Annotated in this window: 1 protein-coding gene; it reads left to right on the top strand. The window is 63.1% G+C overall.

Annotated elements, in window-relative coordinates:
• Window positions 1-444: copper amine oxidase (locus NQJ30_RS18895; protein ID WP_441339106.1), on the top strand; the 444-nt coding region annotated here is incomplete at both ends.

The raw sequence follows: 444 nt of genomic DNA on the forward strand, positions 1-444 counted from the left end.
CTGCCCAAATACGTCGGCGAAGCACGCACCGACCTCAAGCCCATCAGCATCACCCAGCCCGAGGGCGCGTCCTTCACCGTGACCGGCAACCACGTCCGCTGGGCCGACTGGTCCTTCCGGGTCGGGTTCACCCCCCGTGAAGGCCTGGTCCTGCACCAGCTCAAATTCCGGAACAAGGGCGTGGACCGGCCCGTGCTGAACCGGGCCTCGCTCTCGGAAATGGTCGTCCCGTACGGTGACACCGCCCCGGTCCAGGCCAAGAAAAACGCGTTCGACTCCGGTGAATACAACATCGGGAACTTGGCCAACTCCCTGACCCTGGGCTGTGACTGCCTCGGCGAAATCAAATACTTCGACGGGATCACCGCCGACAGCCACGGCAACCCGCTGACCATCGAGAACGCGATCTGCATGCACGAGGAAGACGACTCCATCCTCTGGAAA

The sequence above is a fragment of the Pseudarthrobacter sulfonivorans genome (assembly GCF_024391045.1).
In the GTDB taxonomy this organism is placed as follows: domain Bacteria; phylum Actinomycetota; class Actinomycetes; order Actinomycetales; family Micrococcaceae; genus Arthrobacter; species Arthrobacter sulfonivorans_B.